Below are 24974 nucleotides of genomic sequence, written 5' to 3'. Positions count from 1 at the left end.
ATTTATCTTTATTTTTCAGGACGCGCTATGGCTTTCTCCATCGACATTATTTCCTGCATCACCGACCGCTTTGTGGAACTTACCGCGACGGAAAAGCGCATCGCGCAATTTATTCTTGATGACGTGCAATCGGCAGCCACTTTACCGATTGCAGAAATGGCGCGGCTTACCGAGTCAAGCCAGGCGTCGATTACCCGTTTTGCGCGAGCGATTGGCTGCAAAGATGTTCGGGAGCTGAAGGTGAAACTCGCGCAGTCGCTGGCCGTCGGGCAGCGCTTTATTCTCGACGTGCCGGACCTTGAAGGCGTGCAGGGTATCTACGAAACTATCATTAACGTACTGGATATTAATCGTCGGGCGCTCGATCCCGGTTCCCTGAAAAAATCCGTCGGGTGGCTGAGCGATGCGCGACAAATACTGGCGATTGGCATGGGCGGCGGCTCAACGATTTGCGCTCAGGAAGTGCAGTTTCGCCTGTTCCGCCTTGGCCTGCCGGTAGTCAGCCAGAGCGACGGCCTGCTGGTCAGAATGATGTGTTCCGCCGTGACGCCAAATGACGTGGTGCTTGCGCTTTCGCTGGGCGGCTATACGCCGGAAATCATTGAAAGTGCTGCGATGGCAAGACAGTACGGCGCAAAGGTTATCGCTATTACGCCGCAGGATTCACCGCTGGCAGCCAATGCCGATCTCGTCCTGCCGCTTATCGTGCGGGAAAACGACTACATCTTTAAGCCGAGCACTTCACGCTACGCGATGCTGGCGATGGTTGACGTGCTGGCAACGGAGCTGGCAATGGCGAATAAGAACCAGGCGAAAGACCGGCTACGGCGTATCAAGCTGGCGCTGGATAGTCATCGTGGTGGCGTGGACAGGCAGCCGTTAGGGGATTAATTTCTCACCCCGGCCCGCTTCCTGAAAGGGGGAAGGAAAATAAGCGTCCTTTTAGTTTCCTCTCCCCTTTGGGAAGACAGAACAAGCCTCCTTTCAGTTTCCTCTCCCCTTTGGAAAGAGGATTAAGGTGAGGGGATAAAAGCTTTCATAAACCTTCTGGCCTGAGCCCTCGTCGTCTCCACGCTTTGTCCGGCGCGATACAGATCGCTACCAAGCCCCGCGCCCGCGCAGCCTGCCCGCAAATATTCACCCAGATTTTCCGGCGTTACTCCACCAACCGCCAGTACCGGCACGGAAGACGGCAGCACCGCTTTTAACGCCGAAATATAGGCCGGGCCAAAAGCTGACGACGGGAAAATCTTCAACCACTGCGCCCCGGCTTCCAGCGCGGTAAAAGCCTCGCTGGCTGTGGCGCAGCCGGCACAAACCAGCATACCCGCATCAACCGCCCGGCGGATCACCGCCGGATTGGTATTCGGCGTTACCACAAGCTTCGCCCCGGCCTGCGCCAGGAAATCTACCTGCTCGATTTGCAACACCGTTCCGGCACCAATGCACGCCTGGCTGCCATAGTGCTCCACCATCTGCGGAATACTCTGCTGCCAGTTCGGCGAATTCAGAGGGATCTCGATATAGCGAAACCCTTCTTTAATAAGTGAACCCACGTGATCGCTGGCCTCGTGGGGATAAATGCCGCGCAAAATCGCGACTAAAGGTTTAGCGTCTTGCATCAAGAATGCTCCTTATCCCTTGCTGGAAAGCGGCGTCGCCCGCTATTTCATCGGCTGTAATACCGGCCTTTTCAAACGCCTGCCGATAGCGGCGGCAAAGCGCTTTGCCTCCTACCAGCGTCACGTTTCCTGCCCTCTCCATCGCCGCCACTTCTGCGCCAATCAGCAAACCTGAAAGCCAGTCGCTGACGGATTCAGAAGGTAGCTCGCCCAGCACTCGCGTCGCGCGCGCTTCAAAAAGCTGGTTAACGAGCGGCGGGGTATCCAGGCCGCGCTGTAAACCTGCCTGAAACGCTACATTATCGTCGCGCTGCTCCGGCAGCCCTTTGCCAATTAGCGAATGGTTCATCAGGACGTGATGCAGTTCGCCCGTCATCGCGGTAGAAAAGTGGCTTACCGCACCGTTCACCACCCGCACGCATTTACTGTGCGTGCCGGGCAAAACATAGCAGGAAGCGGGAGCAAGCTGCATCGCGCCCAGCAGCTGCGTTTCTTCGCCGCGCATCACGTTCCGGGACGTTTTCAAACCCGGTACGATCCACACCTGCGGTGCCACTTCATAAAGTTGCACGCTCAACTCATGCAGCGACACCGGGCACGCCAGATACGGTACGGGCTGCCAGCCCGCATCGCTGCCGATCATGCCGGCCATTACCACCGGTACGCCGCCCGGTTTGCGCCACGGTTCAATGTATTTATCGAACGCTTCACGCGCGGTTTGCTCCTCCAGGCGACCCACACCGCAGGGAAATTGCAGGCTATCCACGCACTGCCCGTCCCGATACAGCCAGGCGCGCAGGTGCGTTGAGCCCCAGTCAACGGCGATATAGCTCTCACTCATCGTGCGTTCCCCGTAGCGCGTTTACCCAGCGGCACCGGCACGGCTTCCGGCTGGTTCTCGCGTTCGCGGGTGATCATTTCCAGCGCCTCTTCTCGGCTCATTTTGCTGGCCGGAGTGACCAGCGTAACAATCACCGCACAGCTCAGGCTCGCCAGCACGGACGGCACCACTGGGTTGCCCCAGAAGTTCGTCCAGCTCTCGTTTAACAGCACCACCAAAGAAGCGCCAGCCCCGCCGATAAGGGCTGCCAGCGCGCCCTGCCAGTTAAAGCGCGTCCAGAAGCGTCCCAGTATCGAGCAGATGAACATCCCGGACATAATCATCGAAATCATTTTGGTGATATAGCCGATGATGTCGTTGGAGGTCAGAGCGAACAGCAGCGCCAGGCCAATCACCAGCACGAGGAAAATGCGCGACATGCGAATCGCTTTTTCCGGCGCGGGCATATGCCCGGTAATCAGGGTATAGAGATCGCGCAGCATAATTGAAACCGCGGCAATAGCGTCAGAACTACCGGAAGACATGTTGGCCGACATCCCCGCGATCAGCACCGCCATCGCCAGTACCGGCGGCAGGACCTGCGTTGCAAACAGGAAGGCAAAACCGCTGTTTTCAAGCGACGGGTTCATGGTGTAAGCCGCCATACCGATAATCGCAGGCAGGAAGGAGAAGCCAAGGTACAGCAGGCCGGTTATCACGAAGGATTTACGCACCGTGCCAACCGTTTTGGCAGAATAAATCCGCTGGCGGTAAGAAGGCGTTGCCAGCACGCCGACGCCAATCACCATCGCCAATGAAAACGCGGGCAGGATGCCGAGTTTATCAACCGCAAACAGGCTTTGCGCTGCCGGATCAACGGCCTGCTGAATGTGACTCCAGCCGCCCACGTGATGCACGGCAAGCGCCGCCATCAGAATAAAACCAACAAACAGAATGAGCGACTGAACGGTATCAATCCATACAACCGCAGAATAACCACCGATGCCGACATAAACCACAAAGGCCGCAGCAATAATAACTTTCGCCGTATTAATATCAATACCGCTTGCCCAGGCGAGATATAATCCGCCGCCAAGAATATGTGCGCCCAGCCAGCCGATAGAAGCAATAAATATTAATATCGCCACCACGTTTTTAATAATTTTGCTGCCGCCGGTGTAATAAGAGATTTCTTCGCTCATGGTCATAAAGCGCATTTTACGTACCGGCGCAAATAGCCAGGCCACCAGCAAAATACCCGTTGCGCCGCCGAGGCCGTAAAGCATTCCTGCCCAACCGTTGGTGTAGCCAAAGCCCACCGCGCCCACGCTCGAACCGGTGCCGACCATGGTGCCAACGGTTGAGCCAAGGGTTAAAATCATGGGTAACGACCGACCGCCTAATAAAAAGTCATCGCCATTTTTCTGGTTACGTGAAACATACCAGCCGAGGGTAATCATCGCGCAGGCATAAATCGCAAACCAAATTAAAAAAGAGTAATTATTCATGGCTCACTTCCAGATTAATCATTAAGGTGAAATTAGCCGCCTGAAAAAAACATACAGGAAACCCGTTGGCACTCTTCATAGGGAGTACCGTTAATAATTTAATGAGTAGATTTTTTTATAGGGTAGATAAGCGCATGCGCCATCTACCGTTTATTGCGGCGGGTGGCGCATGCGCTTACCCGCCCTACGTCAGATTTATTTTACGCGCTCAGCGTTATAACAGGTCAAATCCACTTCCACTTTACAATCCACAACCAGATCGGCCACACAGCAAACCCGGGCTGGCGGATGGTCGGCAAAAAATTCGCTGAACACTTGGTTAAATGACTGGAAGTAGCGCGCATCGGTCAGGAAAACCTTCACATGCACCACGTCCGCCAGGGTGTAACCCGCGCTTTCCATGATATCCACGCAGTTCTGAATCGCGAGGCGGGACTGCTCGATAATACCGCCTTCCACCACTTCGCCGTCTTTCATCGGCGTTTGCCCGGAAACGTACAGCCAGCCGCCCGCTTCCACCGCTTTAGCAAACGGCAGGCGCTGTCCGCCAGTACCGGTGCTGTCCCCTACTCCGTAACGTTTAATGCTCATTGTTGCTCCTTTACCCATGGTGGATAGCGCTTCGCTTATCCACTCAACAAAACCCATTCATGGTCATCCGACAAAACTTACCGGCGCAAAAACCGCCCGGCACGTCCGATAACCTGTTTATCACGACCATAGCTCATCACACCATTGACCATCACCGCTTCAATTCCCGCAGCAGGCTGCTGGGGATCGCTGAAACTTGCCACGTCGCGTACCGTTTCCGGGTCGAACAGCACCAGATCGGCATAGTAGCCGCGTTTCAGCAGGCCTCTTTCCGGGAGCTGGAAACGCGCCGCTGACATACCCGTCATCTTGTGGACAGCAACCGTGAGCGGGAACAGCTTTTCGTCGCGGCTATAGTGCCCCAGCACGCGCGGGAATGCGCCCCACAGGCGCGGATGCGGCATCGGGTCGTTTGGCAGACCGTCTGAGCCGACCATCGTCACCGGGTAACTCAACACGCGCCGCACGTCGCGTTCGTCCATGTTGTAGTAAATTGCCCCGGCGGGCATCAGTAATTTCCCCGCTTCGTGAAGTGACATCGACCAGCTTTGCGCAATCTGCTTTAACGACTGCCCGGCAACTTCCGGGTGCGGCTCAGACCAGGTAATAATGATGTCGAACTCGTCGGTAATTTGTTTCATATCCAGCGTTGAAGAGCTGGCGGAGTATGGATAGCAGTCGCAGGAAACATCCTGCTGCTCGCGCACCTTATCGAACAGCTTTAGCGTCTCAACGGTGCGGCCCCAGTTCTTCGCCCCGGCACATTTATGGTGTGAAACAACCACCGGTACCTTGCCGTGACGACCGATACGAAACGCCTCGTCGAGCGCTTCCAGAATCGGTTCGAACTCCGAACGCAGATGGGTGGTATAGATGCCCTTTTCTGCCGCCAACTCTTCGGCCAGCGCCATCACTTCTTCAGTGGAGGAGTGAAACGCCGTGGCGTAGGCCAGACCGGTACTCAGACCCAGCGCGCCCTGCTGCAACGCCAGGCGAAGCTGGCCGCGCATGCCGTCGATCTCTTCTGCCGTCGCGGCGCGGAACAAATCGTCCATATGGTTATTACGCAGCGCGGTGTGGCCGATAAGCGTGCCGACGTTCACTGCCGGGCTTGCCGCTTCAACCGCTTCGGCATAGGCCGCAACCGTTGGGTAGATAAAGTGCTCAACGTCACCGAGTAAATTCATCGGATCCGGCACCGTTTCTTTCATGCTTGCGATCGCCGCGCTGATGCCGCAGTTGCCAACAATTACCGTTGTGATGCCCTGGCTGATTTTCGGCAGGTACTCCGGCATACGAATCACATTGATATCGTCGTGGGTGTGGACATCGATAAAACCCGGGGCCAGTACGCGATCCGTGCCGTCGATTTCATAGCGTGCTTCCGCGCTAATCGAGGGCGCAATCTCAGCGATGCGATCGCCCTGAATCGCCACATCGGCGCGGTATTCCGGGCCGCCGCTGCCGTCAATGACCGTAACATTCCTGAACAGATAGTCGAACTTCATGTGTTCCTCACCCCGTTGTGTTCTGGGCTAAAGTTAACCATTTACAAGTGAGAAAAACAGTGGAAGACTACGCAAAATGCATAGGATTTTCTGATACTTTTATTCAAAATAACCAATTCGTCATATATATATTATCTATTTTCAATAAGTTAAAAACGATACCCATTCTGAAAGAAAAGATAACCGCAAAGGAATTATGTTATGAAATACCAAGAGAGTAACCTCGTTCCGCATAAATCTGCCCTGATGAACCACGCCGCCAACATCCTGAACGAGGAGGTTTGTCTGCCTGCCGCCGTCATTAAAAAAGCCGCGCTGGAAAATAATATTCAGTGGATGCAACGTTATGCCGATACGCGCGGCGTTTCTCTTGCGCCGCACGGCAAAACAACCATGACGCCGTGGATATTTCAGCAGCAACAGCAGGCTGGCGCCTGGGCCGTGGGCGTCGGCAGCGCCTGGCAGGCGAGCATCGCTATGGTAAGCGGCGTAAAGCGGGTTTTAATGGTTAACCAGCTCGTCGGCAAAGCAAACATGCAGTTGGTAGCAAAGCTAAAAAGCGAGTATCAGGATGTAGATTACCTTTGCTGCGTAGACAGCATCGCCAACGCCAAAACGCTCTCCGCCTTCTTTAGTGCGCAACACCAACAGCTTGATATTTTGATTGAGCTGGGCGTGCCGGGCGGACGCTGCGGCTGCCGTACCGCGGAACAGGCTCTCGTGCTTGCAGAAGCGATTTCAGGCTTACCGGGCCTGCGTTTACGCGGTCTGGAGCTGTACGAAGGCGTGCTGCACGGCGAAAATCCGCAGCCAAAAGTGGAAGCGCTCCTGCGTGATGCCGCAGCCCTGGCCTGCCAGCTTGAGCGTTATGTAGAAGGCGAATTTATTCTTACGGGCGCGGGTTCGGTCTGGTATGACGTGGTGTGTAACGTCTGGCTGGAGGCGCAGAAGCCAGCAAACTGCCGCGTGGTGATCCGTCCAGGTTGCTACATTACGCACGATGGCGGAATTTATCAGGAAGCGCAGGATGAACTGATGGCCCGCGACAAAGTGGCCTGCGATTTGGGCGGAGATTTGGTGTCCGCGCTGGAGCTGGTCGCCATGGTGCAGTCCGTACCGGAAAGCGACCGGGCGATTGTGAACTTCGGCAAACGCGACAGCGCTTTCGATGCAGGCTTGCCGCAGCCCGTTGCGCATTACCGCCAGGGCAAAGCTTTAGGCCTGACTGCGGAAGCTATCGAAACGACAGGCATTATGGATCAACACGCCATGCTGAAGCTCAGGCCCGATGCCGACGTGCAGGTTGGCGATATTCTGGTGTTCAGCACCTCCCACCCGTGCCTGACGTTCGACAAGTGGAAGGCGCTGTTGTTGGTGGACGAGGAATATAACGTGCTGGAGACGTTAGAGACGGCTTTCTGATTTAAGAAAGATGGGTGGCAACAGGTGGATGGCGCTTACGCTTATCCACCCTACAAGATATTGGTTTGTAGGTCGGGTAAGCAAAGCGCCACCTGGCATCGCCTTAAGCATCCGCCAACTGCTTCGCCTTCTCTTCTTCGCGCTGTTGCTGCTCGGTTTCCAGCATCTTCTTCTCATAAACTTTGAAGAACGAATAGTAGATCGCCAGCGAAATAAAGAAGCAGATAAACACCAGCCCGCAGGCTATCAGGTTCCAGTTGGTGGTGATCAGCGCCCCCAGCGGAGCCGGAATGGTAAATGGCGGTTTCACCATCATGCGTGGGATAAGCCCGGTAATGGTAAACAGGTACACCACGACGGTATTCACCATCGGCGCTAGAATAAACGGAACGGCCAGAATCGGGTTCATTACTATCGGCGCGCCAAAAATCATCGGCTCGTTGATGTTAAACAGGCCCGGAATAAACGACAGTTTACCCAGCGACTTAAGATAGGTAGCTTTCGAACGGATAAACAGCACCACCAGGGCAAGCGTCGATCCGGTGCCGCCCATCTGCGCATACCACTGGAAGAACTGCTCGGTGAAAATATTCGGCAGGTCGTAAGCGCTGGTGCCGGCCTGGAACAGCTCCATATTCTGCACAATAGCCTGATCCCAAAGCGGACGGATCAGCGGCCCCATGACGGCATGCCCGTGGATCCCAAGAACCCAGAACAGATCGATAAAGAACTGCGTGACGATCCCGCCAAACAGGTTGCTGCCGGTCATAAAGCCCTTCAGCGGCATAATGATAAAGCTGATGATGGCGTTAATATCAATATTCAAAAAGTGACGCGGGATCCAGAAGATCAGAACTACCGCAAGCGTCGGAAAGAGCGCCGAGAAGGAGCTTGCCACCACCGGCGGCACGCCTTCTGGCATTTTAATTTCGATATTGCGGACTTTGATAAACCGGTAGATCTCAATAGCAATTAGTGACGAAATAATCGCGCCAAATAATCCCTGTGAGCTTAGCGACGTAATGGGAATATAGCATCCGGAAACCGCCTCTCCGGCAACGGTAATGCCTTCCTTAATATTAACCGGCACAATCATCAGCAGGGTTGCTAACATCGCCAGCAGCCCGCTGGTAATATCGTTGAGCTTGTAGCTTTTTCCCAGGAAAGAACCAATGGTGAAAGCGGCATACAGCGACATCAGCCCGACGGTAAAACGGAAAGGCACATCCAGCATATCGCGCCAGGGCGCGATAAAATCCATATAACCTTTGATGGGGATGTTGAGTAAAATAACGAAAAACGATCCGACAATCGTCAGGGGTAAAATTGAAATTAATCCGTTACGGATCGCCTGCATATGCCGCTGATTGCCAATAGCATTCGCCACCGGCAGCATTTTTTCGGCCAGCTTTTCAAAGTAAGACATGCTATGCCCCCTCGAACCCGTTATTTTCAATCACCGACCGGAACCATTGCCCCGATTTTTTCAGCGAACGCTGCTGGGTAGCTAAATCCAGGCGGTAAAAACCGTAGCGGTTTTTATAAGCGTTTTGCCACGACCAGCAGTCGATAAACGTCCACATGTGATAACCCAGACAATTGCTGCCGTCGGCTATTGCCTGATGCAAATAGCTCAGGTGCTCTTGCAGAAATGCAATCCGGTAATCGTCCTGTACCTGGCCGTTAACCATAAACTGCTCTTCGTTCTGAATACCGATGCCGTTTTCCGAAACAAACCAGGGCAAATTGCCGTAGCGCTCTTTTACCACCATCGCGATGTCATAAAGCGCTGGCGGGTAAATCTCGATGCCGCGGAAAGTATTCATCCTGCGCCCTGGCATAATGTATTCCTCAAAGAATCGCTCAGGCACAAAACCATTTGGTTCATCCAGCAGCGTTTCGCGCGCTTTTACGCGACGCGGGCGGTAATAATTTATCCCCAGTAAATCAATTCGCGTGCGGGCAATTAGCTCACAATCGCCGGGCAAAGTTTTTGGTAACTGGCCATGTTCTCTAAGTATGGCAATCAGTTCGTCAGGATAGCGCCCCAGCAAAACAGGCTCGTTAATACTGCGGGTATAAAAGAGATCGGCCATTTCGGCGGCCAGCAGATCTTCCGGCGTGTCGCTTCGCGGATAGACCGGAATCACATCCATAATGATGCCGATCTGCCCTACAATATCCATCTCTCGCCAAGCGGCAACGGCTTTGCAATGCGCCAGAACGATGTGATGCAGCACCTGGGCCGCACGACGGAAATCCGTCACGTAAGGATAATGGCGGGGATGCAAATAACCCGCTTCCGCAGGAATTAATGGTTCGTTAAAGGTGAACCAGTAGCGCACGCGGTCGCCAAAAAGCTGGTAACAAATACGCGCATAGCGGGTAAAAGCATCTACCACTTCGCGATTTTCAAAGCCGCCTTTTTCCTGAAGCGCCATCGGCATATCGAAGTGGTAAAGATTGATAAAAGGTTCGATGCCCTGAGCGTGTAATTCGTCGATTACCGCGTTATAAAAATTCACCGCCTGTGGATTTACTTCTCCGTCACCGTCGGGAATTAATCGCGACCAGGAAAGGGAAGTACGAAAAGAATTCAGGCCGATATCTTTGGCGCGCTGAATGTCTTCCCGATAATTCCGGTAAAACGTTGAGGTTTCGTCCGAGGTTACGCCGGCAAAAAAACGTTGATTAAACTGATGCGAGGCATAATCCCAGATATTCTCGCCCTTGCCATCGCCCGGCGTGTGCCCTTCAGACTGAGTTGCGCTGGTTGCTGTACCCCACCAGAAATTATCAGGAAAACGGTAATTCATAGCCTGCCCTTATTGTTGATTTGGTAATAAAGACAAAGCGTGATCCAACACCTTATCGCCTTGCATTGAGCCGTACTGCATCATATCAATCGCCGCTACCGGCACGCCGTATGGCGCGGCGGCACTGGATAAACTCTGTAGCTGAAACTTCACCTGCGGGCCAAGCAAAATAACATCGGCCTCGGTGACTATTTGTTCAAAATCAGATACCGGTACCGCCGTGATTTCCACTGCGATATTGCGGCTGACGGCGGCCTGTTTCATTTTTTCCACTAACATGCTGGTCGAAATACCCGCAGCGCAGCATAAAAAAATCTTTTTCATCTTATCCCCTGACGTTATAAGCGTGATTATCCGCAACACGCGGCAAAATATATATTGCGGAGTGTGGTAAAAAGCGGCAAGTGAGGGGCAACACAGAATTGGTTTTATAGACTGATACTTTTCAGCGGATCAATGATATAAATTCTTTTTAACTATATTAATCAGTCAGATAGATCTGTTACAACAATAAAAATAAAGGGCGTGGCGCAACTCAGGGAAATAATTATAAATGGCCCATGCCGCCAGCAACAGGTAATTTACTTTCCATAATAAAAGCGGAAAGTTTTTCTCAGCACCGGGCCACGGGGGACAAGGCGGCGAATCAATCCTGCACAATGATTGTATTCAAGCCGCCGGTTTTTAATATACCTGTTTCATAGGTGATGAATTTTTTAAAAATTACTCGCTAAATACCTCATCCACCATGGCGCTACCCAGACGCATTGCCGAGCAAATTCTCGGCATCCCAAGCGCGATGCTTTGCCAGCTCTGCGTAACGGAGTAACTCACCGGCTGCCGATCGCTGTCGCTGCTGTTGCCCAGCCAAACCAGCGCGTCTTTATGCTCCATTAAATCCGGCGCGGACGGCGTGGCCAGCCATTCATGATAATAATGGCGCGTGCGTGGAGAAGCGTTAACATCCTCAGCAAGACGGCCTATTGTCAGCTCGCGCGCCAGTTCAAGCAGCTGTGCTGCCCGCTCTTCGCTGCAAAGACGCAGCGCATCACCAAACGTTCCCCAACAAAGCTCCGTGAGCGCAACATAACAGCGTCCGGCGGGAGAAAATGCAAAATAATGTCCGCCACGCCAGCGGGCGAAAATCTGCTCACAGTGCACCGTTCCCTGACGATACAGATCGATACTTCGCAGTTGCTGTTCGAGCTTGTTTATCCGTTGTTCGAGTAATTTATTTAGCTGACTTAGCTGGTCGCGCCCTTCAGAGGAATAATAGGCCACGCGCGCCGCAGCCGTTTCCATCTGACTTAGACGCTCGTGTACCAGCGTTGCGGCCAGATAGCTTTTGGCCGTCGTGCCGATGAGCTGTCCAAGCCAGGCGAGAGATGCTTCCATGCTTTCGGGCGTTGCGCTATCGATTCCCCAGTAGTGCAGGCGGTTTTGCCCGGCGAATTCCTCTTTCAGACGCTGGTAAAACGCTTTGGCCTGCTGGCTGCGCCACGGATCGCGCGCCATATCGATACCGTTTGCGAAATCAACGACAAACTTCTCTGTCATGCATTCCAGGGTCCTGACCGGGCCCGCAAGTAATAAATTGCTCATTGGTGCTCCGCCGCGAAAAGCGTCTGGATATCATCCTTTAATAAACGGGTATCTTCATGAATATACCGCGCCGTTCTTACGCATTGCAGGAGTTGGTTCTGTAGCGTTTGCAACGCCTCTTCGTTTTGCAAACGCGCCACCAGGCTCTGCTGGAGGTTACTTTTTATCGCTTCCAGCGCCTGAGTAAAATCAGCAAAGAAAGAAGCCATGCCCGCCATCACAGAGATATCAACCTGCGCAACGATCGCTTTATTCAGCTGTGCCAGGAAAGAGGCTACGTGCCTGTGCAATCTATGCTGTAAATCCGGCAGAGCGATAACGTAGCGGCTCTGGGTCTCCGTATGCCCTTCCCAGCCCCAGTCATCGCTGTTCAGCCAGCGCGCCACCGCGCCACGCATCCCGTTCTGACGACGAAGCTGCGACACGGGAATCTCCTGACGATCGATAACGTCGTTAAAAGCATGCTGCGCATTGAAGTTAAGCTGGCTGGCCTGGAAAGCAGGCAGGCTGATATGCGCCCTGAATCCCGAGAGCGCCAGCCCGTCCGCGACTCGTTTTTCAATCGGCTTCAGCGTCTCGCGTAAGGTGTCCATTAAGGAGATTTCGAGATTATTAAGCAGCAGCGCCAGCTCTTCGGTCATCGCTTGCTGGGAGACCAGTAAAATGATTTCGCTTGAAGCGCGTATCTTATTGAGCAACAGCCGCGCGGCCTGTTCGTCGACAACGGTGATGGATTCACAACCCGCTTCGAAATCACGGCTGCGCGCGGTGGACAGTTTGAACGAATGTCGTGCTACATCCTCGTGTACCTTTCCCTGCTGGAAATAGTCGTCAATATCCGCCTTAATGCGTTTTTCGTAGCGATTGATAAATTCCGCAATATCGCTAACCGCTTTTTCAACGTCGTTGCGAATAATACGGCTGATATCCTGCTGGCTGGACTGCAACAATGACAGGTCGTCTTCCAGCAGGCGAATATTGCTCTGTAACTTTTCATTCGCCACCTGCAGCCCCTGACAGCGGAAGCTCAGATACTCTTCCGCTCCCTGAGCATAATTAAGCAGTTTCTGCGCCGCCGCGCGAAGCGTATACATGGAAGCGTTGGCATGTGCCGCATGCAAAATAGTTTTCACCGGGGAGTCGAACATCGAATCTTCCCACAGCAGATCGGCGGCATGACGAATATGATCGATATCGGCAAGATCTGAGCTGCGCCAGCGGCGGCCCAGCGCGGCCTCGGCAAAATCCTGTACCCAGCGCTGCTCCTGCGGATCGGGCAACTGGCCATGCTCCGCAAGCTCGAAACGCGCCCGGTTTGCAAGATAGCCCCACATGGAAGAAACCGGGAACACGTGGTCCGCCTCGATATTGCCTTTCATTAACGTGCCGGAGATCAGCGCCTTGACCTGGGATTCATCGTCACTGTTACGATCTTTTTGATCGAACTTGTTGACCAGCACGTAAAGCGGGACTGATTTTCCGGCGCCCAGAATCGCCCGGCGCACTTCCTCATCGGATATGGATTTCAACTGGGTGTAATCCATCACTGCCAGCACGGCAGAAGCCTGAGAAAGCTGCTCTTGCAACATTTTTTGCAGATGAGGTTGCCCCGCCTCGTTTGGCCCCGGGGTATCCAGCAGCGTAAGCTGCCCGGACCCTTTTTGCATGCCCGCCAGGTGAATAAACTCCACCTCAATGACCGGCACATGCTCAATAGCGGCATAGGCCTTAAACGGGAAAGGGACCTCAAGCACGCCGGACAGACGCACCAGGTCGTTGAGGCTTTTCAAACAATGGAAAATGGGTTGTGCACCCAGGTAATGCTTCTCGAAGGTGCCGCCGCAGGCAATGCGCGACAGCAGTTCGTCCATATCCCGATCGATTTCCAGCTGCTGCATAAGCGCTTCACGATCCAGCTCTTTTAATTTCTGCTGCAGCTCTCCCATCAGCGCTTCAATGGGTAAAACGTGTGGGAAGTGGAGTATCGGTTCACGCTGGCCCGGCGTATGGCGAATCAGCGTCGGCAGCGCTGTCATCGGTCGGTTACGGTTTGGCAGTACCTCAGTGCCAATAATGGCGTTTATTGTCGTTGATTTGCCTGCCTTCATAGTACCGACAATCGCCAGCACCATTTCGTGTTGGGTAATTTTACGCAGCTCATTTTGCAACATGGCCTGCTGAACGTTAATGCCGCGGGCGCTGAATTGCAGAGGAACAACGGGCGCCACGGAACGCAGGTTATTTAAGCTTTGCTCGTTTTGCGTCGCGAACGGCGCTGTTTTTAATGCGTGCAGGTTCTGTAAAGCGAGCTGTAATAGCCGCTCAGCCTCCTGGCTTAATTCGAAGATTGTTTGCGTGTGCATAAAAAATGTTTCCTTAACTCAAATTATCCGGTTTTTATGAGAGCATTATTTTTTTACGCTAATGCAATACCGGCTTTTATAATTACGTGAGGAAAATATTTTATTGTTCAATATCGCACCAAACCGCAATTCTGGCTTTTAAATGACGCTGCCGGACCTGCGGTAAAATAAGCGTTACACGGGTAGCCTGCGGGCATAAATGTCCCGGCCACTGTTTCTAATGATTTGATTTGGCTTAACATCCGTGTTTCGGTGTGATAACCCTCTGCACCCAATAATTTCCAAATACCCTGGCAAGTAACCAGAGGGCATGGTGCCACACAGCGTAGCGCATTTCTGTTGATAAACCGACAATAGCTTCGGGAATCTAACAGATTATTTAATTCTTAAAAATGTCTATTTAACGCTGGGCTATTTTCATATTCATACTCCAAAAACAATCAATCAGGAATAGATCGCGGATAAATAAGTTGTCTCCAGATCTTTATAACGCTCCAGAGATAAACCACAGCGGGACCTGCGCGTTTTGCCAGGTGCCGCAGATCGTTTACGTTCTGACTTCTGTCGTAATGCATCCACCGTTGCCACCATACCCCCGGCAAGTGACAGGAGGTGTCAGCGCAAAAGTTTTTTCAATCAGCTAACGCAGGCCCGGCGAGCCGGTCTTCCCAAAAACCCCACAAAAGCAAGGATTTTGTGTATAATATCGATACTTTTTGGCGGTTCGCCGTCATTTTCGCTGAAATCCCTGTTTTACAGCCATTTCTAATTTTTATTCTTTTGTGAGGTTAACTATATGCAACTCCCTCATTGCCCACAATGCAATTCCGGGTACACCTACGAAGACAACGGGATGTTTATCTGCCCGGAGTGTGCACATGAATGGAATAACGCCGAGCCCGCGCCTGACGCGGATCAACTGATTGTTAAAGATGCCAACGGCAACCTGCTGGCAGACGGCGACAACGTGACGGTAGTGAAAGACCTGAAGGTAAAGGGCAGCTCTTCAATGCTGAAAATCGGCACCAAAGTAAAAAATATCCGTCTGGTCGAAGGTGACCATAACATCGATTGCAAGATTGATGGTTTTGGCCCAATGAAGCTGAAATCCGAGTTTGTGAAGAAAAACTAAGTATTTACTTTTTTCGTCCCTCTCCCGGGAGAGGGCAAAATCTTCCGGCTCTCCGTCTGGCTTGCCCGGGCGTACGCAACTACACTTCTTCTGTACTCTGCATACAGAAGAGGAATGACCGATGTCTGTTAGTCCCTATATTTTTTTTGACGGCACCTGTGAAGAAGCGATCGCTTTTTATCAACAGGCAATTGGCGCGCAACTGCTTTTTAAAATGACCTTTGGTGAAATGCCAAACGATGAAGAAACCCCGGAAGACTGCGCCAGCGGTTTTAACTGGGCGGACGATAAAATCATGCATGCCAACGTTCGCATCGGCGATCATGAAGTAATGATGAGCGACGGAAATATGTGTGCGGATAGAGTTAAACACACCGGTTACGCGTTAAGCCTTGCAACCGGTGATTTAGCGGAAGGGCAGCGCTGGTTTGACAACCTTGCGGAAGACGGAGACATAACCATGCCGTGGGGCGAAACGTTTTGGGCTGAAGGATTCGGCATGTTAACCGACAAATACGGCATACCCTGGATGGTGAATGTCGTAAAACCGATGTAATACGCTGCATTCACCGATCGTTAAGGCTTGCTACCGCGAGCCTTAGCTTAAAAAGCGCTTTTAATTCAATCGAGAAAGCCCTTTCTTTTTATTCGCTTTTATATTATTTCGTGCGAGTAATTATCATTATTGCGATGATTATTATTTCAGGAGAGTCGAATACCATGCCGGTTTAAGCCTAAAGCTACATCGTCCCGTGCCAAAAATACTATAACGTACCCCGTGGACAGGATTGTTCTCCTTAAAAGGGATAAAGTCTGCGCCAGCGCTCTTCGGTTACGGATATAGAATATATTCTGCATAATAATGCTACATGAATGTCTACTACCGATTTTAATAGCTGTATTACGTAGACCAACGACGATCTTATCGACGCCAGCGAATTCGCCCGTGATAAATTAATTGGCCAGCCTCGTAATGTAATGCGCCACCCGGATATGCTCAAACAAGTGTTTGCTGATATATGGGCTAGCGCGACACAGCCCATTCCCTCGGAACTTCCCAGGGCGTATGGAAATAGCGCTGTAGAGATTGCGGGTTATAGCTGCCCGTCAGCCATGCTCCGTTGTCCGCAGATTGATACGGCAGCAGCGATCCACCCTTCAGACGCTCGACCGCCGAGTGGTGAATCATCATGGAAGAGGTAAGCGGTGCGGGCAGTCGTCGGGGCGCGATGCGCTGCCAGGTCGTGGGCGGAAACCATTCGCAGTGCAAACGTCCAAGAGGATCGGCAATTATCTCGCTGCGCAAGAGGTGCATGCCCAGATCGTCGAGCGCGTCGTGTAGCCACAAATAAGCGCCATTCGATAACCCGCATTCTCCTGCAAAGCAGTTGTAGCCGCCTCCCACATCATGATGAATGCCAGGAAACATGACCTGAACGATGCGATCCCGGTTATCCCATATCGCGGGCGCCAAATCAGCACGCTGCTCATCTATGGCGATGGCCTGCAAACCGTACTTTACCTGCGGATGAAGCTCGTTATTACTGAAGCGGAAAACGCTCGTCCGCTTGTCGTTAAAGTATTCAGGTATGCCCAGATGCCCTACCGTTTCCCACACCGCCACGGCCTCAACGGGTACGCCGGTCGTCATGCAGGCGGGGTCACGCTGTCGCAAAAAAACGCCGGAAAATCCCTTAGCACCGCACCGAGCTGATGACCGCTTACTCCGGCCGTATGCGCCCGGTGCTGTGCCCAGACGGATGACGCCAGTCGCCAGCACTCCTCTTTGTTCCGCTCATCGAGCTGTAACCTGTCCCGGCTCAACAATCCCTTATCTATTATCAGATTAGCCAGCATGCGCGCCGTCCAGGCGCCCTGACTGAACCCGACCAGATAGATGCGGTCACCCGGCTGCCAGTGACGGCTGATAAAAGTGTAGCCACGCACAACAGGCGTAACAAAGCTGGCGCCGAACGTGCCGTCCAGCAGCTTCACAAAGCTGTTATGCGGATTGCCCACGCCATGAATGTACTTTGCGACCTGTGCCACATCCCCGCTGCCGTCAATCCAGTTTTTTTCCTGTTCATTCGCCAGCAGCAGGCTTTGCTTATCCACCAGCCCTTTCATATCGATAAATAGCTGGTAAACGTTACTGACAGCCGCTGTTTCTTCCGCCTGCGCTGCAAAACCCGGAGTCGCCCACGCCCCGTCCGCGCAAAAAATTATATTTTTGCTCATTATTTATGCCTCCCCAGAGGTATCCCTATAGCAAAGGCAAAAACAAGTCTCGTCACAATACGACAAATAGCTGATTAGTCTGGCGACTTTGCGTTAGCCGCCTCATCCCGGCGCACTCTTCATCTTTTCGAAACCTTGATTTAACAAAAACGACACATTTCGTCGGCACCATAAGGCAACTTTTCGAGGAGGCCTTGTGATGCAAACGATTATTCGCGTCAACAAACTGAGCAAAACTTTTAACCAGCATCAGGCGCTGTGTGCGGTGGATCTTGAGGTGAATGAAGGTGAGATGGTCGCTCTGCTGGGGCCTTCTGGCTCAGGCAAATCCACCCTCTTGCGTCACCTGAGCGGGTTGGTTACCTCTGATAAGGCCCCGGAAAGCCATATCGAACTGCTCGGCCGCACGGTACAAAAATCGGGCCGTCTGGCGAGCGATATCCGCAAAAGCCGCGCCCATACCGGTTATATCTTCCAGCAGTTCAACCTGGTGAACCGCCTGACGGTGCTGGAAAACGTGCTGGCTGGCGCGCTGGGTTCCACGCCGCTCTGGCGCACCTGTCTTAACTGGTTCACCCGCGAACAAAAACAGCGTGCGCTACAGGCGCTGACCCGCGTCGGCATGGCGCAGTTTGCTTATCAGCGCGTCTCTACCCTCTCCGGCGGGCAGCAGCAGCGCGTGGCGATTGCCCGCGCGCTGATGCAGCAGGCGAAAGTCATTCTTGCCGATGAGCCGATTGCCTCACTTGACCCGGAATCCGCGCGCATCGTGATGGAAACCCTGCACGACATTAACCGTCTGGACGGCATCACCGTAGTGGTGACGCTGCACCAGGTGGACTACGCCCTGCGCTACTGCGACCGCATTGTCGCGCTGCGTCAGGGACATGTGTTTTACGACGGAAGCAGCTCAGCGTTCGACAGCGAACGGCTGGGGAATCTCTATCGCAGCATGGCCCGCGTCGATGCGGTCGCTGCGTAACACTTTTATCGACTCAAGGAACCGTCATGAGCTACAAAGCCGTTAAGGCCCTCGCCTTTACCAGCCTGTTAAGCGTCAGTGCCCTGTTCAACGCGGCCCACGCGGATGAACAAGAGAAGTCCCTGAACTTCGGCATCATCTCTACCGAATCCCAGCAAAACCTGAAGCCCCAGTGGGACCCGTTCCTGAAGGATATGGAGAAGAAGCTGGGCATGAAAGTGAATGCTTTTTTTGCCCCGGACTACGCGGGAATCATCCAGGGCATGCGTTTTAACAAAGTGGATATCGCCTGGTACGGCAACCTGTCCGCCATGGAAGCGGTGGACCGCGCTAACGGGCAGGTCTTTGCGCAAACCGTAGCGGCCGACGGCTCGCCGGGCTACTGGAGCGTGCTGATCGTCAATAAAGACAGTCCGATCAACAACCTGAACGACATGCTGGCGAAGCGTAAAGATCTGACCTTCGGCAACGGCGATCCTAACTCTACTTCAGGCTATCTCGTTCCCGGTTATTACGTGTTCGCCAAAAACAACGTGACCGTGAGCGACTTCAAGCGCTCGGTGAACGCCAACCACGAAACCAATGCGCTGGCGGTGGCTAACAAGCAGGTAGACGTGGCGACCAACAACACCGAAAACATGGATCGTTTAAAGATCACCGCCCCGGAAAAATTTAAGGATCTGAAGGTCATCTGGAAATCCCCGCTGATCCCTGGCGATCCGATCGTATGGCGTAAAAACCTCTCCGAAGCCACCAAAGATAAAATTTATGACTTCTTTATGACCTACGGCAAAAGCCCGGAAGAAGCGCAGGTGCTTAAAGGCCTCTCCTGGGCGCCGTTCCGCCCGTCCAGCGACCTGCAACTGGTGCCGATTCGCCAGCTCGCGCTGTTTAAGCAAATGCAGGGCGTGAAGGACAACAAAGGGCTGGATGAAAAAGACCGGACCAGCAAGGTGAGCGCGCTGCAAAACCAACTTAACGATTTGGATCGCCTGACCGCCGCGTTGGGCGCGATGAGCAGCGTGAATAAAGCGGTGCAGTGATTCTGCGGTGGATGACGCTGCGCTTATCCACCCTACGGCTCACCCTGTAGGGCGGATAAGCGAAAGCGCCATCCGCCACTAACCATACAAACGGAGCAATCCATGCAACAAACGATACAGGTCGCCGTACCAAAACGTAGCTGGTTCTCGCAGCTATGCTGGGCGATTTTACTGGCCGTTTTGATAGTCTCCTGGCAGGGCGCGGAAATGGCGCCGCTCACCTTGTTCCGCGACGCGGGCAACATGGCAACCTTCGCCGCCGACTTCTTCCCGCCTGATTTCAGCCAGTGGCAGGTTTACCTGGCAGAAATGGGCGTCACGCTGCAAATTGCCGTCTGGGGCACCGCCCTGTCCATCATTCTCTCCATTCCCTGCGGCCTGATGTGCGCCGACAACCTCGTGCCCTGGTGGGTTTACCAGCCGATGCGCCGTTTAATGGACGCCTGTCGCGCCATCAACGAAATGGTGTTTGCGATGCTGTTCGTGGTGGCCGTTGGTCTTGGGCCTTTTGCCGGCGTGCTGGCGCTGTTTATTCATACCACCGGCGTGCTCTCCAAGCTGCTGTCTGAAGCGGTGGAAGCAATCGAACCCGGCCCGGTAGAAGGCATTCGCGCCACCGGCGCCAGCAAGCTTGAAGAAATCCTCTACGGCGTGCTCCCGCAGGTAATGCCGCTGCTTATCTCCTACTCGCTCTATCGCTTCGAATCGAACGTCCGTTCGGCAACGGTGGTGGGCATGGTGGGCGCGGGCGGAATCGGCGTCACGCTCTGGGAAGCCATCCGTGGATTCCAGTTCCAGCAAACCTGCGCGCTGATGATCGTCATTATCATCACCGTCAGCCTGCTGGATTTCCTGTCGCAACGTCTGCGTAAACACTTTATTTAGAGAGGCTTTGTTGACGATGCACTTATCCAGACATCCGACCAGCTACCCGACTCGCTACCAGCAAATCGCCGCCCTGCTTGAGCAGGAGCTGCGCAGTAACTACCGCTGCGGCGACTATCTACCTGCGGAAAGCCAGCTTGCCGCGCGTTACGAAGTGAACCGTCATACGCTGCGACGCGCCATCGATCAGCTCGTCGAAAAAGGCTGGGTGCAGCGCCGCCAGGGCGTGGGCGTCTTAGTCCTGATGCGCCCGTTCGATTACCCGCTTAACGCCCGGGCACGCTTTAGCCAGAACCTGCTCGACCAGGGCAGCCACCCCACCAGCGAACGTCTGCTGGCGGTATTGCGCCCCGCTTCCAGCCATGTTGCCAACGCGCTGGGCGTGAACGAGGGCGAGGACGTTATTCATCTGCGCACCCTGCGCCGCGTGAACGGCATCGCGGTATGCCTTATCGACCATTACTTCGCCGATTTGTCCTGGTGGCCTGCGCTGCAACAGTTTCACAGCGGCTCGCTGCACGACGTGATCCAGGCGCAGCTCGGTATCCACCTCAAACGCACGCAAACCCGCATCAGCGCCCGCCGCGCGCAGGCCAAAGAAAGCCGCCTGCTGGAAATTCCGAACATGGCACCGCTGCTGTGCGTGCGCACCCTTAACCATCGTGAAGGCGAGGCGAAACCGGCGGAGTACTCCGTCAACCTGACCCGCGCCGACCTGATCGAATTCACCATGGAGCACTAAATGGACGCCAGAAAAACTGATATCGCCCAGCGCCAGCAGTGGATGGCCGTACTCGCCAACAGCCTGCCGCAGGAATTGATGGCGCGCTGGGAACATCTGAAACTCAATCCGCAATATCAGGCCATCCGCCAGCCGGAAACGGGCCTGGTACAGATTCAGGCGCGCATGGGCGCAACCGGCCAGCGCTTTTTCGCCGGTGACGCGACGCTAACCCGCGCCGTGGTACAGCTCGACAATGGAATTTACGGCTACAGCTACTTATTAGGCCGTGACAAAACCCACGCCGAGCGCTGCGCGGTCATCGACGCAATGATGCAGGACAACGCGCATTTTCAGACCTTACAAGAAACCTTAATTGCCCCGCTGGCTGCAAACCGGGAACAGCGCCTGGCCAAACGGCGCGCCGAGGTGAACAGCAGCCGCGTTGACTTTTTCACTCTGGTTCGCGGAGATAACGCATGACCCTGATGACCGCTTTTACCCTGCCCGTGCAGGATGCCCAACAGAGCTTTCGCCGCCTGCTTAAAGCGATGAGCGAACCGGGCGTTATCGTCGCGCTGCATTCGCTCACCCAGGGCTGGCAGCCGCTAAACGTAGCTTCCACCAGCGTACTGCTGACGCTCGCCGATAACGACACGCCGGTGTGGATAAGCGAAGCGCTGAAAAACGAAGCCACGACGCAGAATATCCGCTTCCATACCGGTGCGCCCGTTTCACCGACGCCAGAACAGGCACAGTTCGCCGTCGCCAGCGACACCATTTCAGGTGCCGAGCTTAGCGCCCTGGCCCAGGGAAGCGACGTCGCACCGGATACCAGCGCCACGCTGATTTTGCAGGTCAGCAGCCTGAGCGGCGGCCGTATGTTGCGTCTGACAGGCGCGGGCATCCGTGAGGAGCGCATGATTGCTCCGCAGCTGCCGGACTGCGTGATCCACGAACTGACCGAGCGCCCGCACCCGTTCCCGCTGGGCATCGATCTCATTTTTACCTGCGGCGAGCGTCTGCTGGCCATTCCCCGCACTACTCACGTGGAGGTGTGCTGATGTACATCGCCGTGAAAGGGGGTGAAAAGGCTATTGCCGCCGCCCACGCCTTGCAGGAACACCATCGGCGTGGCGACCCAGCGCTTGCCGAACTGAGCGTTGCCCAAATAGAACAGCAGCTTGGCCTGGCGGTAGATCGCGTGATGACCGAAGGCGGCATTGCCGACCGCGAGCTGGCGGCGCTTGCCATCAAACAGGCCAGCGGCGACATGGTGGAAGCCATCTTCCTGCTGCGCGCCTACCGCACCACTCTGCCGCGTCTCGCCGTCAGCCAGCCGCTGGACACTGCAAAGATGCGCCTGGAACGCCGCATTTCGGCAACCTATAAAGACGTTCCCGGCGGGCAACTGCTCGGGCCGACTTACGATTACACGCATCGCCTGCTGGATTTCGCTTTGCTGGCAAACGGCGAGGCACCGACGCTGAAAACCAGCGACGATATTGCCGAACCCGCGCCGCACGTGTTCAGCCTGTTAGCGAAACAGGATCTGGCGAAAGCTGAAGAAGACAGCGGTGAACAACCGGACGATATCACTCGCCAGCCGCCGGTTTACCCTTGTTCCCGCTCCTCCCGCCTGCAGCAGCTGGTGCGCGGCGACGAAGGTTATTTGCTGGCGCTCGCCTACTCCACCCAGCGCGGCTACGGACGTAACCATCCTTTCGCCGGGGAAATTCGCAGCGGCTATGTTGATATCGAAATCATGCCGGAAGAGCTGGGTTTTGCAGTAAACGTCGGCGAACTGCTGATGACCGAATGCGAAATGGTCAACGGTTTTGTCGCCCCAGACGATGAGCCGCCGCACTTCACGCGTGGCTACGGGCTGGTATTCGGCATGAGCGAACGCAAAGCGATGGCGATGGCGCTGGTCGACCGTGCTCTGCAGGCGCCGGACTACGACGAAACGGTAGCAGGCCCGGCGCAGGACGAAGAGTTTGTGCTGTCGCATGCGGATAACGTCGAGGCCGCAGGCTTTGTTTCACACCTTAAGCTGCCGCACTACGTGGATTTCCAGGCCGAGCTGGAACTGCTTAACCGCCTGATAAAGGAGCGCGAAAATGGCTAACCTGAACGGCTATAACTTCGCTTATCTGGACGAACAAACCAAACGCACTCTCCGCCGTGCCATCCTCAAAGCCGTGGCGATCCCCGGCTATCAGGTGCCGTTTGGCGGACGCGAAATGCCGATGCCCTATGGCTGGGGAACGGGCGGCATCCAGATTACCGCAAGCGTAATCGGCGAAGCCGACGTGCTGAAAGTCATCGACCAGGGCGCTGACGACACCACCAACGCCGTGTCGATTCGTAATTTCTTTAAGCGCGTGACCGATGTGAACACCACCGAACGCACGGAAGACGCCACGCTTATCCAGACGCGTCACCGCATCCCGGAAACGACGCTGAGCGAAGATCAGATCCTGATTTATCAGGTGCCGATTCCCGAGCCGCTGCGCTTTATCGAGCCGCGTGAAACGGAAACCCGCACCATGCACGCTCTCGAAGAGTACGGCGTGATGCAGGTGAAGCTCTATGAAGATATCGCCCGCTTCGGCCACATCGCCACGACTTACGCCTACCCGGTGAAGGTCAACCAGCGCTACGTGATGGACCCGTCGCCCATCCCGAAATTCGATAACCCGAAAATGGACATGATGCCCGCGCTGCAACTGTTCGGCGCTGGACGCGAAAAGCGCATTTATGCGGTGCCGCCGTTCACCCGCGTGGAAAGCCTCGATTTTGACGACCATCCGTTTACCGTTCAGAAATGGGACGAGCCCTGCGCCATTTGCGGTTCGCGCCACAGCTATCTGGACGAGGTAGTGCTCGACGACGCGGGTAGCCGCATGTTCGTCTGCTCCGATACCGATTTCTGCCGCCAGAACAGCGAGGCCGCTTCCCAATGACGCAACCATTACTGTCGGTTAATAACCTGACGCATCTCTACGCGCCCGGCAAAGGCTTCAGCGAGGTTTCTTTTGAGCTGTATCCGGGCGAAGTGCTCGGCATCGTCGGCGAATCCGGTTCCGGGAAAACCACGCTGCTGAAGTCCATTTCCGCCCGTCTCGCCCCGCAAAACGGTGAAGTGATCTATCTCGACACATCGCTGTACGGAATGAGCGAAGGCGAGCGCCGCCGCCTGCTGCGCACCGAATGGGGCGTGGTGCATCAACACGCGATGGACGGATTGCGCCGCCACGTTTCCGCTGGCGGTAATATCGGCGAAAGGCTGATGGCGACAGGCGCACGCCACTACGGTGATATCCGCGCCACGGCCCAGCGCTGGCTGGAAGAGGTGGAAATCCCTGCCTCGCGCATTGACGACCTGCCGACAACCTTTTCCGGCGGCATGCAGCAGCGCCTGCAAATCGCCCGTAACCTGGTGACGCATCCGAAACTGGTATTTATGGACGAGCCAACCGGCGGGCTGGACGTGTCCGTTCAGGCCCGTCTGCTCGACCTGCTGCGCGGTCTGGTGCGGGAACTGAATCTGGCGGTGGTCATTGTCACCCACGATTTGGGCGTGGCGCGCCTGCTGGCCGACCGTCTGCTGGTGATGAAACAGGGACAGGTGGTGGAAAGCGGGCTGACGGACCGCGTGCTGGACGATCCGCACCATCCTTACACCCAACTGCTTGTCTCCTCCGTGCTTCAGAATTAG

25 protein-coding genes are annotated in these 24974 nt (G+C 54.6%); 13 read left to right on the top strand and 12 right to left on the bottom strand.

Features of this window, described 5'->3' with window-relative positions:
• Positions 1–27: 27 nt before the first annotated feature.
• Complete coding sequence (locus E2L00_RS19010; RefSeq protein WP_167614508.1) at positions 28–891, top strand: MurR/RpiR family transcriptional regulator; 864 nt, start codon at positions 28–30, stop codon at positions 889–891.
• Between the two features lie 122 nt (positions 892–1013).
• On the opposite strand, the gene E2L00_RS19005 is transcribed toward E2L00_RS19010, so the two are convergent.
• From E2L00_RS19005 to E2L00_RS18985, 5 genes are all read right to left on the bottom strand, one after another.
• The gene (locus E2L00_RS19005) at positions 1014–1622 is read right to left on the bottom strand and encodes a 2-dehydro-3-deoxy-6-phosphogalactonate aldolase (RefSeq protein ID WP_167614506.1); all 609 of its coding nucleotides are present in this window, start codon (positions 1620–1622) and stop codon (positions 1014–1016) included.
• The gene (locus tag E2L00_RS19000; protein ID WP_167614504.1) at positions 1609–2463 is read right to left on the bottom strand and encodes a 2-dehydro-3-deoxygalactonokinase; all 855 of its coding nucleotides are present in this window, start codon (positions 2461–2463) and stop codon (positions 1609–1611) included. Before E2L00_RS19000 ends, E2L00_RS19005 begins: the two co-directional genes overlap by 14 nt.
• Positions 2460–3950: a sodium:solute symporter family protein gene (locus E2L00_RS18995; RefSeq protein ID WP_167614502.1), complete on the bottom strand. Its 1491-nt coding sequence runs from the start codon at positions 3948–3950 to the stop codon at positions 2460–2462. The genes E2L00_RS19000 and E2L00_RS18995 overlap by 4 nt, the downstream gene beginning before the upstream one ends.
• 195 nt (positions 3951–4145) lie before the next feature.
• Positions 4146–4541 (bottom strand): RidA family protein, encoded by a 396-nt coding sequence (locus E2L00_RS18990; RefSeq protein WP_167614500.1) that lies wholly within the window; start codon positions 4539–4541, stop codon positions 4146–4148.
• Between the two features lie 77 nt (positions 4542–4618).
• Positions 4619–6049, bottom strand: a complete 1431-nt coding sequence (locus E2L00_RS18985; protein ID WP_167614498.1) for an N-acyl-D-amino-acid deacylase family protein — start codon at positions 6047–6049, stop codon at positions 4619–4621.
• Positions 6050–6250: 201 nt separating this feature from the next.
• Here E2L00_RS18985 and E2L00_RS18980 point away from each other — a divergent pair, with 201 nt between their 5' ends.
• Entirely contained in the window at positions 6251–7471 is a 1221-nt protein-coding gene (locus E2L00_RS18980; RefSeq protein WP_167614497.1) for an amino acid deaminase, read from the top strand.
• Between the two features lie 103 nt (positions 7472–7574).
• On the opposite strand, the gene E2L00_RS18975 is transcribed toward E2L00_RS18980, so the two are convergent.
• From E2L00_RS18975 to crfC, 5 genes are all read right to left on the bottom strand, one after another.
• Entirely contained in the window at positions 7575–8897 is a 1323-nt protein-coding gene (locus E2L00_RS18975) for a PTS sugar transporter subunit IIC (protein WP_167614495.1), read from the bottom strand.
• A gap of 1 nt (position 8898) precedes the next feature.
• Positions 8899–10287 (bottom strand): glycoside hydrolase family 1 protein, encoded by a 1389-nt coding sequence (locus E2L00_RS18970; RefSeq protein WP_167614493.1) that lies wholly within the window; start codon positions 10285–10287, stop codon positions 8899–8901.
• Positions 10288–10296: 9 nt separating this feature from the next.
• Entirely contained in the window at positions 10297–10611 is a 315-nt protein-coding gene (locus E2L00_RS18965; protein ID WP_167614489.1) for a PTS sugar transporter subunit IIB, read from the bottom strand.
• A gap of 399 nt (positions 10612–11010) precedes the next feature.
• Positions 11011–11889 carry a diguanylate cyclase regulator RdcB family protein gene (locus E2L00_RS18960; RefSeq protein WP_167614487.1) on the bottom strand — a complete coding sequence of 293 codons (879 nt, stop codon included), beginning with the start codon at positions 11887–11889 and terminating at the stop codon, positions 11011–11013.
• Positions 11886–14252: a clamp-binding protein CrfC gene (gene crfC, locus E2L00_RS18955; RefSeq protein ID WP_167614485.1), complete on the bottom strand. Its 2367-nt coding sequence runs from the start codon at positions 14250–14252 to the stop codon at positions 11886–11888. Before crfC ends, E2L00_RS18960 begins: the two co-directional genes overlap by 4 nt.
• A gap of 796 nt (positions 14253–15048) precedes the next feature.
• On the opposite strand from crfC, the gene E2L00_RS18950 reads away from it, so the two are divergent.
• Positions 15049–15384: a zinc ribbon domain-containing protein YjdM gene (locus E2L00_RS18950; RefSeq protein ID WP_167614483.1), complete on the top strand. Its 336-nt coding sequence runs from the start codon at positions 15049–15051 to the stop codon at positions 15382–15384.
• 121 nt (positions 15385–15505) lie between these two features.
• Positions 15506–15940, top strand: coding sequence for a VOC family metalloprotein YjdN (yjdN, locus tag E2L00_RS18945; protein WP_167614481.1), 435 nt, complete (start codon positions 15506–15508; stop codon positions 15938–15940).
• A gap of 468 nt (positions 15941–16408) precedes the next feature.
• Here yjdN and E2L00_RS21820 read toward each other — a convergent pair whose 3' ends face one another.
• Both E2L00_RS21820 and E2L00_RS21815 read right to left on the bottom strand, forming a co-directional pair.
• Positions 16409–17059: a phospholipase effector Tle1 domain-containing protein gene (locus E2L00_RS21820; RefSeq protein ID WP_167614479.1), complete on the bottom strand. Its 651-nt coding sequence runs from the start codon at positions 17057–17059 to the stop codon at positions 16409–16411.
• Positions 17032–17622 carry a phospholipase effector Tle1 domain-containing protein gene (locus E2L00_RS21815; protein ID WP_167614477.1) on the bottom strand — a complete coding sequence of 197 codons (591 nt, stop codon included), beginning with the start codon at positions 17620–17622 and terminating at the stop codon, positions 17032–17034. Before E2L00_RS21815 ends, E2L00_RS21820 begins: the two co-directional genes overlap by 28 nt.
• Before the next feature lie 199 nt (positions 17623–17821).
• On the opposite strand from E2L00_RS21815, the gene phnC reads away from it, so the two are divergent.
• The 9 genes from phnC to phnK all read left to right on the top strand — a co-directional run bounded on the left by phnC (position 17822) and on the right by phnK (position 24974).
• Positions 17822–18604, top strand: a complete 783-nt coding sequence (phnC, locus tag E2L00_RS18930; protein ID WP_167614475.1) for a phosphonate ABC transporter ATP-binding protein — start codon at positions 17822–17824, stop codon at positions 18602–18604.
• Between the two features lie 26 nt (positions 18605–18630).
• Positions 18631–19647 (top strand): phosphonate ABC transporter substrate-binding protein, encoded by a 1017-nt coding sequence (gene phnD, locus E2L00_RS18925; RefSeq protein WP_167614473.1) that lies wholly within the window; start codon positions 18631–18633, stop codon positions 19645–19647.
• A gap of 102 nt (positions 19648–19749) precedes the next feature.
• Positions 19750–20532, top strand: coding sequence for a phosphonate ABC transporter, permease protein PhnE (gene phnE / locus E2L00_RS18920; protein WP_167614471.1), 783 nt, complete (start codon positions 19750–19752; stop codon positions 20530–20532).
• Positions 20533–20548: 16 nt separating this feature from the next.
• A complete protein-coding gene (gene phnF, locus E2L00_RS18915; RefSeq protein ID WP_167614469.1) occupies positions 20549–21274 on the top strand; it encodes a phosphonate metabolism transcriptional regulator PhnF in 726 nt (241 codons plus the stop codon).
• On the top strand, positions 21275–21736 hold the full coding sequence (phnG, locus tag E2L00_RS18910) for a phosphonate C-P lyase system protein PhnG (protein ID WP_167614467.1): 462 nt from the start codon (positions 21275–21277) through the stop codon (positions 21734–21736). It begins immediately after the preceding gene.
• Positions 21733–22317 (top strand): phosphonate C-P lyase system protein PhnH, encoded by a 585-nt coding sequence (gene phnH / locus E2L00_RS18905; protein WP_167614465.1) that lies wholly within the window; start codon positions 21733–21735, stop codon positions 22315–22317. The genes phnG and phnH overlap by 4 nt, the downstream gene beginning before the upstream one ends.
• Positions 22317–23381: a carbon-phosphorus lyase complex subunit gene (locus E2L00_RS18900; RefSeq protein ID WP_167614463.1), complete on the top strand. Its 1065-nt coding sequence runs from the start codon at positions 22317–22319 to the stop codon at positions 23379–23381. Before phnH ends, E2L00_RS18900 begins: the two co-directional genes overlap by 1 nt.
• Positions 23374–24219: an alpha-D-ribose 1-methylphosphonate 5-phosphate C-P-lyase PhnJ gene (locus tag E2L00_RS18895; RefSeq protein WP_167614461.1), complete on the top strand. Its 846-nt coding sequence runs from the start codon at positions 23374–23376 to the stop codon at positions 24217–24219. Before E2L00_RS18900 ends, E2L00_RS18895 begins: the two co-directional genes overlap by 8 nt.
• Positions 24216–24974: a phosphonate C-P lyase system protein PhnK gene (phnK, locus tag E2L00_RS18890; RefSeq protein ID WP_167614459.1), complete on the top strand. Its 759-nt coding sequence runs from the start codon at positions 24216–24218 to the stop codon at positions 24972–24974. Before E2L00_RS18895 ends, phnK begins: the two co-directional genes overlap by 4 nt.

Origin of the sequence: Cedecea colo, from assembly GCF_011808225.1 — a bacterium.
Taxonomy (GTDB): domain Bacteria; phylum Pseudomonadota; class Gammaproteobacteria; order Enterobacterales; family Enterobacteriaceae; genus Dryocola; species Dryocola colo.
The sequence above is the reverse complement of the archived record's forward strand: the minus strand, read 5'-3'. Positions and strand labels throughout refer to the sequence as shown.

Excerpts from the sequence above, each read along its gene's own strand:
- E2L00_RS19010 (WP_167614508.1), top strand. The coding sequence starts at position 28 with ATGGCTTTCTCCATCGACATTATTTCCTGCATCACCGACCGCTTTGTG.
- E2L00_RS19005 (WP_167614506.1), bottom strand. The coding sequence starts at position 1,622 with ATGCAAGACGCTAAACCTTTAGTCGCGATTTTGCGCGGCATTTATCCC.
- E2L00_RS19000 (WP_167614504.1), bottom strand. The coding sequence starts at position 2,463 with ATGAGTGAGAGCTATATCGCCGTTGACTGGGGCTCAACGCACCTGCGC.
- E2L00_RS18995 (WP_167614502.1), bottom strand. The coding sequence starts at position 3,950 with ATGAATAATTACTCTTTTTTAATTTGGTTTGCGATTTATGCCTGCGCG.
- E2L00_RS18990 (WP_167614500.1), bottom strand. The coding sequence starts at position 4,541 with ATGAGCATTAAACGTTACGGAGTAGGGGACAGCACCGGTACTGGCGGA.
- E2L00_RS18985 (WP_167614498.1), bottom strand. The coding sequence starts at position 6,049 with ATGAAGTTCGACTATCTGTTCAGGAATGTTACGGTCATTGACGGCAGC.
- E2L00_RS18980 (WP_167614497.1), top strand. The coding sequence starts at position 6,251 with ATGAAATACCAAGAGAGTAACCTCGTTCCGCATAAATCTGCCCTGATG.
- E2L00_RS18975 (WP_167614495.1), bottom strand. The coding sequence starts at position 8,897 with ATGTCTTACTTTGAAAAGCTGGCCGAAAAAATGCTGCCGGTGGCGAAT.
- E2L00_RS18970 (WP_167614493.1), bottom strand. The coding sequence starts at position 10,287 with ATGAATTACCGTTTTCCTGATAATTTCTGGTGGGGTACAGCAACCAGC.
- E2L00_RS18965 (WP_167614489.1), bottom strand. The coding sequence starts at position 10,611 with ATGAAAAAGATTTTTTTATGCTGCGCTGCGGGTATTTCGACCAGCATG.
- E2L00_RS18960 (WP_167614487.1), bottom strand. The coding sequence starts at position 11,889 with ATGAGCAATTTATTACTTGCGGGCCCGGTCAGGACCCTGGAATGCATG.
- crfC (WP_167614485.1), bottom strand. The coding sequence starts at position 14,252 with ATGCACACGCAAACAATCTTCGAATTAAGCCAGGAGGCTGAGCGGCTA.
- E2L00_RS18950 (WP_167614483.1), top strand. The coding sequence starts at position 15,049 with ATGCAACTCCCTCATTGCCCACAATGCAATTCCGGGTACACCTACGAA.
- yjdN (WP_167614481.1), top strand. The coding sequence starts at position 15,506 with ATGTCTGTTAGTCCCTATATTTTTTTTGACGGCACCTGTGAAGAAGCG.
- E2L00_RS21815 (WP_167614477.1), bottom strand. The coding sequence starts at position 17,622 with ATGAGCAAAAATATAATTTTTTGCGCGGACGGGGCGTGGGCGACTCCG.
- phnC (WP_167614475.1), top strand. The coding sequence starts at position 17,822 with ATGCAAACGATTATTCGCGTCAACAAACTGAGCAAAACTTTTAACCAG.
- phnD (WP_167614473.1), top strand. The coding sequence starts at position 18,631 with ATGAGCTACAAAGCCGTTAAGGCCCTCGCCTTTACCAGCCTGTTAAGC.
- phnE (WP_167614471.1), top strand. The coding sequence starts at position 19,750 with ATGCAACAAACGATACAGGTCGCCGTACCAAAACGTAGCTGGTTCTCG.
- phnF (WP_167614469.1), top strand. The coding sequence starts at position 20,549 with ATGCACTTATCCAGACATCCGACCAGCTACCCGACTCGCTACCAGCAA.
- phnG (WP_167614467.1), top strand. The coding sequence starts at position 21,275 with ATGGACGCCAGAAAAACTGATATCGCCCAGCGCCAGCAGTGGATGGCC.
- phnH (WP_167614465.1), top strand. The coding sequence starts at position 21,733 with ATGACCCTGATGACCGCTTTTACCCTGCCCGTGCAGGATGCCCAACAG.
- E2L00_RS18900 (WP_167614463.1), top strand. The coding sequence starts at position 22,317 with ATGTACATCGCCGTGAAAGGGGGTGAAAAGGCTATTGCCGCCGCCCAC.
- E2L00_RS18895 (WP_167614461.1), top strand. The coding sequence starts at position 23,374 with ATGGCTAACCTGAACGGCTATAACTTCGCTTATCTGGACGAACAAACC.
- phnK (WP_167614459.1), top strand. The coding sequence starts at position 24,216 with ATGACGCAACCATTACTGTCGGTTAATAACCTGACGCATCTCTACGCG.